Below are 7,576 nucleotides of genomic sequence, written 5' to 3'. Positions count from 1 at the left end.
TGGTCAATAAAATCCACCAACATTGGGCGGAATAATTCTGGCTTCTTTTCTGGATTTTTCCCCAACATATTTGCAAGGTTTTAAAGCTCTAAGATACAAATTCTTGCAATAAAAAACAAACTATTTTAAACCCAAAATACTAATAATCAGTAAATTATAGGTGGTTTAAGGAGAGACTAAATAACGAACCATCAAAATTTTTTTCGATGTCGTTGTCCTCATCGATGAAGATAAAAAAGACAAATGATTTGGAAATATTAACAGTCGTGATTCGCTTAAAGCTCATTTTTTTATGGCCAACCTGTGATGTATCTGGCAAAGAATTTGTCTAAGTTTTTTCGTGCTAAATACGCCTCTCTATTAAATCCTATAAAAGAGATTGACTGCAATAACCAATTTATCTAACTTTATTCTGCTCTTGCTTTTGTCAAGGGCAGAATTTTTATTTTTGTACAAAATCAACCGACTATGGCAAAACATACACCAGGCTATATAAAAAGGCAGAAAATTGCCAACTCAGGTACACACTTACTTTTTTATGAATTATTCGAACCAATAAATGAACCTCCAAAGGCTACTGTCCTTATACTACACGGGATGCAGGAGCATAGCGGTCGTTATAAAAATTTTGCAGAATATCTGGCGAACAACGGTTTTGCAGTTCTATTATATGACCATCTCGGACACGGAAAAACGGCGGAAAATCGGGTAGAACTTGGCTATTTTCAAAAAGAAAATCCCAAGCAGCAACTGATAGACGATGCCGCAACTATGGCTGCATTTTTAGAAAACAACTACCCTAACATTCCTCACTTTTTACTAGGTCATTCTATGGGGTCTTTCATTGCAAGATGCTTACTTCAGAATCAGGAAGCCGATTTTAAAGGCGCAGTCATCGTGGGAACGGGAGGAAAAATCAACGGAATCGGTTTGGCTAAATTTTTCCTGTCCATTAAGAATATTATTGCCCCAAAACACAGGAGCAAATTCATCAACCAAACTTTTTCAAAAATTAATAATCAACATTTTAAAGGCGAGAAAGATGGCGACCTTAACAGTTGGCTGAGCCTCAGCAAATCCAACCGTGAATCATTTTGCCGGGACAGCCTATGCGGAGTACCTTTTACCAATAATGGTTTTTACGCATTAGTTTCTCTAAACCAACAGGCAACGGAAAGAAAATGGGCAGAAAAAATACCAAAAGAATTTCCCTTTCTTTTTGTAAGCGGAGCTGATGATCCGATAGGAAACTTCGGAAAAGGGGTTGAAAAAACGGTAACACAAATGCAAAAAGATGGATTTACAGATGTTAATACAAAAATTTATCCTGCTATGCGGCACGAAATACTTAATGAAGATATTAAAGAATCTGTCTATGAAAGTATAAAAGATTGGCTCTATGAAAAAATATCATAACCAAAAAAGTATTTTAATTAAAAATAATTGATTAATAATTAAAATACTTAGTTTATAATGGAAATTTAGCATTTATTAAGCTTTCAAAAAATCCTTGCTTTGCCATTCTGGATCAGGATATTTGTAAAAACCTTCGCCGGATTGCTGACCAAGTTTTCCTTTGTCGATAAGTTCGGTTTTTAGCTTTTCTGCTATTTTCTGTGTTAATTCTCCCGAGATTTCTTTTAAGATGTTGTAATTGGTGTTCATCCCATTCAAATCTAAAATGGCCATCGGTCCAAAAGGAGCACCTGTTGCTATTCTCCAGGTTTTATCGATTGTTGCAGGATCGGCAACGTCATTCGCCCACAGCGCAAGACCAGCCACCAAAAGCGGAATCAACAAAGAATTCAGAACGTAGCCCGATTTTTCCTTCTTCAGTTCCACGGGTAGCATAGCAATGGATTTTGCAAACTCTACAATCTCGTTATAAACCGTTGGGTCGGTTTGATCTGAACCCATTATTTCTGCCATATTACGAACCATTATATGATTGGCAAAATGTAAATGGATGAATTTTTCCGGACGATCAGTAAATGTGCTTAATCTGCTCGGCAAAAGTGTGGATGAGTTGCTCGCGAAAATGGTTTTTTCCGGCGCGTGCTCAGAAGCTTTTTCCCAGAAATCTTTTTTGATATCGATGCTTTCCGGTACGGCTTCTATCAATAAATCAGCATCTTGTAAAGAAGCTTTCAAATCTGTAGAATAAGTGAGATTATTTTTGGTATTTTGGATTTTTTCTTCATCAGCTTTCAGGTAGTTCTTATATTCTTCAGCCAAGACATCAAAACGGTTTTTGGCTTTACTTAAAGCTTCATCATTAACATCATAAACCATGACTTTATAGCCGAAATAAGCACACTGCACCGCAATCTGAAAACCGAGAACGCCACTTCCAGCCACCACAACATTTTTGATACTGATTTTAGATAAATCGGCTTCCGGCACTTTCAAAAAATCTGGACTTTGCCACGAAGGATTTGGATATTTGTAAAAGCCTTCGCCAGTAGAAATTCCCAGTTTATTTTGGTCGATGAAAGTTGATTTAAGTTTATCCAGAACAATCTTATCATCTGTTTTGCCCTTCTCTACTTGCAGTCTGTAAATGTTGTATGGTGTCGTCAATCCGATAACATCATACAAAGCCATTGGTCCGTGAGGCGAACCTGTTCCCAGCATCCAGGTTTTGTCTATGGTTTCTGGCGTAGCATAATCGCCAATCCAAAGCTGCATTCCGGCATTCAGAAATGGATTTAATAAAGAATTGAGCACATAACCTGGAACTTCTTTTTTTACCAAAATAGGCACCATCCCTATCGCCTTTGAAAAATCGACTATTTCCTCAGATATTTTTTCGTCGGTTCCTGGATGTGGCATAATTTCCGCCGTATTTCGCAACCATATTTGATTGGCAAAATGCAGGTTAAGGTATTGAGCCGGTCTTCCTGTCACCTCAGCAAACTGACTTGGCAACAAGGTGGATGAATTACTTACAAAAATGGTTTTCTCCGGTGCAATTGCGGAGAGTTGCTTATAAAATTCCGTTTTTATTTTAATATCTTCTGGCACTGCTTCTATCAAAAGATCGGCATCTTTCACGGCAAATGCCAAATCGGATGAATAGTGCAGTCTTTCCCTGGCTTTTGTAATTTGTTTTTCGGTGGCGCCAAGATCCTTTTTATGACTTTCGGCCAAGCCCTCGAACTTTGCTTTCGCCTTTTCCAACACTTCATCACTGATATCGTAAACAGTGGTTTCAAATCCGTGAATTGCAGTTTGAAAAGCAATTTGGAATCCTAAAACACCACTTCCAGCTACCGTTACATTTTTTATTTTGCTCATAATTTTGGTTGATTTTTGGTAATAAAATTTACGGAACTAGGACTCAGCAATCTTCATTTTCAATTATAATTGATAAAACTCCGGACTGAATGCTTCCTCCAAATTCTTTGGTTCTTTACGTTTTTTGTGGTTTAGCTCGTGTCTTGAGGTTGAAGATGTTACATACGCTGACTGTCGTGAACGCTGTAAATTTCCGATCGGTGAATTCTCTTCGATGGTTCTGAACGGTGTAAAAGACAGATTTTCCATAATTTCAAAATTACCATCCTCAGGAACAGTTTGTTTTGGTATTGTGATTTTTGCCACCGTACGGAATGGTGATAATTCCTGCGACCATTCTTTTGTAAGGTCATTCACAGGCATTTCTTTCAGGTTTTTGCAAAGTTGTATTTGCAACTCAAACGTAAGGTTTTTTTGAGCTATTTCTTTGATAATTCCTTTTCTGTACGGCCATTCTGCGCTGTCTAGATCAATATCTTTTTCCGTGATGGCGTTCTTGGTCTGCTCAGTTGGGATCACTCTTACTTTGGCGATATAATCACCGTGGCGTACCGCTCCCATACTGTAAAATTCATAAAGAAAACTGTTGATTGAAGGGATTTTTTCAAAAGTTTTAAGAGCTCCCAATTCCTTCAAAGCCTCAAAATTTGGAAATGCTTTTTTATTTTCGGTGACCCAAAGTGTGGCAAATTCCAATTTTCCCAAGGCTCCCTTTTCAAAGAAATCATTTAGCTTTAAAAAAAGCTTTGAAATGAAAACATAATGTTCTGCCGAGTTACAGAAAAACACCGGATTATTAATCAGGTTAAAATCAACATTGGGAGAATCTTCCTCTCCGGGAGATAATTTTTTGCCATCTATCCCAAAAATCTTTAAAGCAAATCCTTGTGCATTACCGCTTAGTTTATCGGGCAAAACTCTGGACGAACCATTGGAAAAGCGAACTGCTGCCTGGTGTTTTCCGGGTTTCGCATAAATGCCCTGCGCCAGTTCTTCGGGCAGATTATCCAAAATTTCAACCTCTGCTTTCAGCACTGCATAGCCATTGGCGTGCGCATCTCTTGTATGATGGGTCGCCCTGCTTAGGTTTGGCGTATTTTTGATGTATTCGCGGATATCGTTATTAATGGTGGTAATATACTCATCGAAATTTTCTGGAATTTCTTCCACTTCGTAACTGTACTTGATGTATTCTTCCATAGTGCTTTTTTTTATTTTAATTCGCTAATCCATTTTAAAGCAGAAATGCTTGGGATAAAACAATATTCGCCGCCTTTTACGATGTTGTAGGTCTGCAAACCACGGTATCTTTTGATGAGGGGTTCTCCAGGTGCAGAAAACAGTGCGTCTTCGTCCTGTACACCGATCATAGGATCTTTTTCTGTTCCCAGATTTTGGGCGTTACCATCGTTTGCCCATTGTTTTTGAAGAAATTCCAGTGTTCCCATTGCATCGGCACTAATGCCAATAAAATACTGTCCACGTTCCTTACCGTCATTTTTAGTTACCTCCGGCGGAACAATGTCGCCAAAAGTTACACTTTTTCTGATGATCCTGTGCAAACGTTCATCCTCCAAAACAAAAGATTTGGAATCTCTTGGGTTCATCCTGCGGATATGCGAACTGAACGGACACTTTTTACCGTACTCATCATTCTTGAAAGAAAAATCATTGTTCTTTTGCATATCATCTCCTAGCGCTTTATCATCCTTTTCGGGAGCTAAAACCAAAGGTGCACCACTTCGCCAGCGACCTACCATTTTGGCAGCCAAGAGTTCTCCCTCTTCCGGCGAAGAAGAATTTTCCTTAATGAATTGATTAAATTCTGCTACCTGACTTTGGTACTTTCTGAAAACCATAAAAGAACCGTTCTTACCTAAAACTTCAGGTTGTGGAAATGGCTTTATGATGCCTGCTTCTCCAGGATAGCCCATTATAAATTCGCCTGCTTTAAGCGGACGGTCAAATCCGGGAGGAACATCTATCCCACTGCCTTCAATTTCCGGATTGCTGATGCCATCCCTGAATCCGAATACATTTTTAACCTCTTCAGATACGGCGAAATCGTGGCTCATTATTACTTCTACGCCGCTGTTATTCGTCAATTTAGAACGAAATTCCTCCAGCTGGCTTTTCCACGCCTCTTCATTGTTGGCGATAACTGCCGCTGCGATGTGAATATGTGATCTTTTAAAAACCTTTTCCCAGTTTTTAGGGTCATTGACTCCAATGTCATAAAGAAACCGGGAACGTTCTGCCATTCCTTCCTTGAAGGATTCGGGAAAAGTATCGAGTGACTCTTGAGGGACACCGATTTTTTCCAGACCTTTATAAGTGAATGTCAAAGTAACCGATGCGCCTTCATTCTTATGCCAGTCTTCCGCAGAACTCACAATCGGCAAAAGTTTTTGGAGCATTTGTCTGGCTGCCACAGCATCTTTGATTTCAATAATAGCCACTGTTCCGAAATATGGTATAGGTCGGCTTCTGAGAATTAAGGCCTGTATTTCATTCAGCTCAATTTCTACTTTATTTGGATTAAAAATCCGCTTTAAAAATTCCAGTGCCATAGATTAGATTTTATTTGCTTCGTCAATTGCCTTATTCAGTCCTTTAATGATTTTATCATTTCTCCTTATATCATTCACCGTAAGATGCGGAACACCTACATACCAACCTGTCGCGGTAATCTGATGGTCTAGAATGAACTGTTTTACACTTGGGTTTTTTATGCCTGGCCAGCCTTCTACATTCCCAAAAATGATGTCCATCAGCTGCGGAATTTTTGTGGCGAAATCATCAATATAAGCATCCCAATCACCATCGTAAGCCGTGCAGAAAAGAATCTTGGTATCGTTATCAAACAAAACTATACGAAGATCATGCAGCGTTCCTACTTTGGTTGCACCTTTCAGATCTCCGCCTGCAATTTCCATTATGGTTTTGAGATTTTCTGCACCTCCGGGTTTTAGGTCTGCCATCGCAGTTAACTCAGATACACGACCGGATCTTAACCCTTTTTTTCCGGCAGATGTAGTGGAATGGTCGTAACCATCATCGATACCTTCACTGAAATTCGCCTTTGCTAGCTGGGCAGCCAATTTTACTTTGTCTATAAAACTCATAATTTAGATTTTGATTAATGATTTATATTATTTTGTAAATCAACAATAATTTTGAGGAGAATTTTACAAATGTTATGCCATAGCAATCTATCGTAATGTACCGAAATTCGTATTTTATGTACTGAAACTATGAATTTTTAAGCTTTATTAAAATACTTCAATTGACAAATGATAAAATCTTATGTCTACTCATTTTTTAATTATTGACAGAATTAATTACCTTTAAATATGGCAACACCCAAAAAGAAACCGACCTATAGCATTTAAAAGAAACTCGACTGTATCTATTCAGTGTACGTTTTGCTAATTCAATTCCAATAAGCTTCTCCTCACGGTCATTATGGTCTTTGAAAATACAGATTAAAGTTCGTAGCCGCTCACATTTACTTAACAATTTATTTCTTAAGCATTATTACAGGTAACAGCGTCGTCCGTTCTCAACAAAGTATTGTAGGCGTCGTAAATTTTTAGCGCAAAAGTTTTGAAATATGAGTTGTACGATTTGGTATCTTCTGACGAACCGACTAATCCCTGCGCTCTAGATTCGCTAATTTCTATTAAATTCTATAGGTAACTGAAATAAATCATTTCTTTAGTCACTAATCTTAAAAAAATACTCTTAGAAAGACCGAATTGATCATTGACCTATTTTATCAAATCTTTTTAGGAAACTGAATGGTAACTTTTATTCTGTTGAATTAGTCCACTTGAACAGATATAAAACATAAAACGCTTTAAAAACTATGTTTTAAAGCGTTTTGAACTATTTTGCTGTAATAGTTGCGATCCGGACGGGACTTGTTCATATTTGAAAAACTCCCTATCCATAAGCTTTATATCGTTCTCTTATTTTTAGGTCACCGAATAGGTCACTTTTTAAACAAGATTTAAGATTGTTTGTTTTTACTGCTGCAAATATAGGTCTTTTTTTAGTTTTACCAAAAAAAAGACAATTTTTCAAGACTAAATTTAACTAGTCGTTCCTTAACAAAACCCACTATTTAATTTATTTTTAAAAACAGGATTAGAAAACAGCATAATTTGTATCTTATAAAATAAGAAAATAATTTTCTGTTTCAGTAGTTCCATCATTTTCTTCATGTTCCAAGCGGTTGCAGCTAGTAATGCATTGATTTGTGGTCCCGTTTCTCCCA

General features: G+C 37.6%; 5 protein-coding genes. 1 reads left to right on the top strand and 4 read right to left on the bottom strand.

Features of this window, described 5'->3' with window-relative positions:
• Nucleotides 1-468: 468 nt before the first annotated feature.
• The gene (locus tag OK344_RS13335) at nucleotides 469-1,416 is read left to right on the top strand and encodes an alpha/beta fold hydrolase (RefSeq protein WP_265145220.1); all 948 of its coding nucleotides are present in this window, start codon (nucleotides 469-471) and stop codon (nucleotides 1,414-1,416) included.
• A gap of 75 nt (nucleotides 1,417-1,491) precedes the next feature.
• Here OK344_RS13335 and OK344_RS13330 read toward each other — a convergent pair whose 3' ends face one another.
• The 4 genes from OK344_RS13330 to OK344_RS13315 form a co-directional block, all read right to left on the bottom strand.
• The gene (locus OK344_RS13330; protein WP_306400648.1) at nucleotides 1,492-3,297 is read right to left on the bottom strand and encodes a 3-hydroxyacyl-CoA dehydrogenase; all 1,806 of its coding nucleotides are present in this window, start codon (nucleotides 3,295-3,297) and stop codon (nucleotides 1,492-1,494) included.
• Nucleotides 3,298-3,360: 63 nt separating this feature from the next.
• Nucleotides 3,361-4,497, bottom strand: a complete 1,137-nt coding sequence (locus OK344_RS13325; RefSeq protein ID WP_265145219.1) for a catalase family protein — start codon at nucleotides 4,495-4,497, stop codon at nucleotides 3,361-3,363.
• An 11-nt stretch (nucleotides 4,498-4,508) separates the two neighbouring features.
• Nucleotides 4,509-5,867, bottom strand: coding sequence for a Dyp-type peroxidase (locus OK344_RS13320; protein ID WP_265145218.1), 1,359 nt, complete (start codon nucleotides 5,865-5,867; stop codon nucleotides 4,509-4,511).
• Between the two features lie 3 nt (nucleotides 5,868-5,870).
• Nucleotides 5,871-6,422 carry a hypothetical protein gene (locus tag OK344_RS13315; RefSeq protein ID WP_265145217.1) on the bottom strand — a complete coding sequence of 184 codons (552 nt, stop codon included), beginning with the start codon at nucleotides 6,420-6,422 and terminating at the stop codon, nucleotides 5,871-5,873.
• Between the last annotated feature and the right edge of the window lie 1,154 nt (nucleotides 6,423-7,576).

This window comes from Kaistella yananensis (assembly GCF_026107505.2).
GTDB lineage: Bacteria > Bacteroidota > Bacteroidia > Flavobacteriales > Weeksellaceae > Kaistella > Kaistella yananensis.
Note: the sequence above shows the minus strand (reverse complement) of the source record. Positions and strands in the feature narration are given on the sequence as shown.

Coding starts and splice junctions, on each gene's coding strand:
- OK344_RS13335 (WP_265145220.1), top strand. CDS start 469: ATGGCAAAACATACACCAGGCTATATAAAAAGGCAGAAAATTGCCAAC.
- OK344_RS13330 (WP_306400648.1), bottom strand. CDS start 3,297: ATGAGCAAAATAAAAAATGTAACGGTAGCTGGAAGTGGTGTTTTAGGA.
- OK344_RS13325 (WP_265145219.1), bottom strand. CDS start 4,497: ATGGAAGAATACATCAAGTACAGTTACGAAGTGGAAGAAATTCCAGAA.
- OK344_RS13320 (WP_265145218.1), bottom strand. CDS start 5,867: ATGGCACTGGAATTTTTAAAGCGGATTTTTAATCCAAATAAAGTAGAA.
- OK344_RS13315 (WP_265145217.1), bottom strand. CDS start 6,422: ATGAGTTTTATAGACAAAGTAAAATTGGCTGCCCAGCTAGCAAAGGCG.